The following is a 2,007-nucleotide window of genomic DNA, read 5'->3' as shown; positions in this document are numbered from 1 at the left end:
CCGGGCCTTTTTTGAGTTCTTCGATAACTTCGGCAGTGGGGCGCGAGCCGCGATACAGTTCGCGGTAGGCGCGCGAAAGCGCCTGGATCCGCTCTTCGGGGAAACTTTCGGGATGCAGGCGCAGGGCGTGCAGGTTCAAGGCGCCGTAGCGGATGGGGTTCCCCGACGCCTTGGTGCATGGGGGAACATCGCGGTCGACCTTGTGCGTGCCACCCACAAAAGCGTAGGCGCCGACTTGATTGCGCTGCTGGATGGCGGTAACGCCACCGATGGTCGCATATTCGCCGATGCGCACGTGACCGCCTAACTGGCAACTGTTCGCAATGACGACTCCTGTTCGAATGTCGCAGTCATGGGCGATATGCGAGTAGGCCATCACCAAGACATGGTCCGCAACATGTGTGCATCCGCCACCTTGCACTGTGCCGCGGTTGAGCGTACAATATTCGCGTATGGTGCAGTTTTCGCCAATTTCAAGACGGGTCGGTTCGCCCGCATATTTTAGATCTTGCGGAGGGCCGCCCAAAATGGCGCCGTCATAGACATGCGTATTTTTGCCGACCGATACCCCGCCGTACACATGTACGCGGGATTCCAAAATGACTCCTTCGGCGATTTCGGCACCGGCATCTACCAAACACCACGGACCAATAACGGCAGAATCGTGAACTTTGGCTTGCGGGCTTACAAATGCAGAAGGATGAATCATAATTAACGGCTTCGCCGTAGTTGGCAGAACTTAGTTGGTAGAACTTAGATTCTAATTTAGCAATTACTAAGATCTAAATTCTAAGCTCTAAGTTCTATTTTGCTACATTTTTACACATGGGTGGTATTATCATTGCATGCCTTACAGCGCTGTACGTATTGTTGTTCCTATTTTTCATAATAGGAGTGATTCGCACACACCGTTACAGAGGGCCCAAGGCAACCCCGAGCGTCACCGTAGTCGTGCCCATGCGCAACGAAGAAGAATTCGCGCAGCGCACGCTGGAAGCTCTCGCCGAGCAGGATTACGTTGGTGAGTGGGAAGTGATTTGTGTCGATGACCGTTCGACCGATTCCACCAAGGAAATTCTCGAAAAGTTCGCGGCCACCCACCCGAAATTCAGGGTACTCAGCCTTTCACCTGATTTACCGCAGATAGCAAGCCCCAAGAAGCGGGCGCTGGAAAGCGCTTTCAAGATTGCTAAGTACGAAGTGCTTTTGACCATGGACGCCGACTGCATTCCGCGCAAGAGCTGGATTACCGCCATGGCGGGTCGCTTTAATGACGGCATTTGCATTGTGCAGGGCCCTAAGCAGAATAACGGCAGCCGCACGATGCCGCACTTGTACCAGAAACTCGAAACCCTGGGCTACACCGCCATGGAAGCCGCAGGCTTTAGCTGGGGACACCCGATTGTGGCAAGCGCCGCCTGCCTCGCCTATAAGAAAGATTTGTTCTTTGCCGTGGGCGGTTTTGGCGACCTGGTGAACCTTTCGAGCGGCGACGACGACATGCTCATCCACAAGATGATGAAAATCCCGGGCACCAAGGTCTGCTACAACCTGGACAAGGACGCGGTGATTGAAACCGCCCCGGTGCACACCTGGAAGCAACTCTTTAACCAGCGCGCCCGCTGGAGCAGCAACGGCACCAACTACGAAAGCAAGGCGTACGTCTTGATGCTCACGCTGATTTACACCTACTACATCTGGATGTTCATTAGCCCGTGGTGCGTCCTCTTTTTGGATTGTCCGTGGCAATGGTGCGTGTTCAGCATCTTGCCGAAGGTGGTCGTGGACTTTGTGTTCCTGATGATTGCCTCGTGGAAGCTGCATTCCAAACGCAAGATGCTCGCCTTCATTCCGACCGAGATCATTCAGATTCCGATGATTGTCTTTGCAGTGCCCGCGGGCACCACCGGGATGGTCCGCTGGAAATAACGGAGGCGGCATGAACAAGGCCACGCTCCGCTTCTTTGTCCTGGTGGCGCTCCTTGCGCTAGGCATATTCTGCAAGAT

2 protein-coding genes are annotated in these 2,007 nt (G+C 54.5%); one reads left to right on the top strand and one right to left on the bottom strand.

All coding sequences use genetic code 11. The annotated features are described in order from the left end of the window. Positions 1 to 709: acyl-ACP--UDP-N-acetylglucosamine O-acyltransferase (gene lpxA / locus Q0628_RS13235; RefSeq protein WP_298771717.1), on the bottom strand; the 709-nt coding region annotated here is incomplete at its 3' end. 116 nt (positions 710 to 825) lie between these two features. On the opposite strand from lpxA, the gene Q0628_RS13230 reads away from it, so the two are divergent. Then, positions 826 to 1,929 carry a glycosyltransferase gene (locus Q0628_RS13230; RefSeq protein ID WP_298771715.1) on the top strand — a complete coding sequence of 368 codons (1,104 nt, stop codon included), beginning with the start codon at positions 826 to 828 and terminating at the stop codon, positions 1,927 to 1,929. Positions 1,930 to 2,007 lie beyond the last annotated feature (78 nt).

This window comes from uncultured Fibrobacter sp., assembly GCF_937877005.1.
Lineage (GTDB): Bacteria > Fibrobacterota > Fibrobacteria > Fibrobacterales > Fibrobacteraceae > Fibrobacter.
This window is presented reverse-complemented; position numbering and strand designations above follow the sequence as displayed.

Excerpts from the sequence above, each read along its gene's own strand:
- Q0628_RS13230 (WP_298771715.1), top strand. The coding sequence starts at position 826 with ATGGGTGGTATTATCATTGCATGCCTTACAGCGCTGTACGTATTGTTG.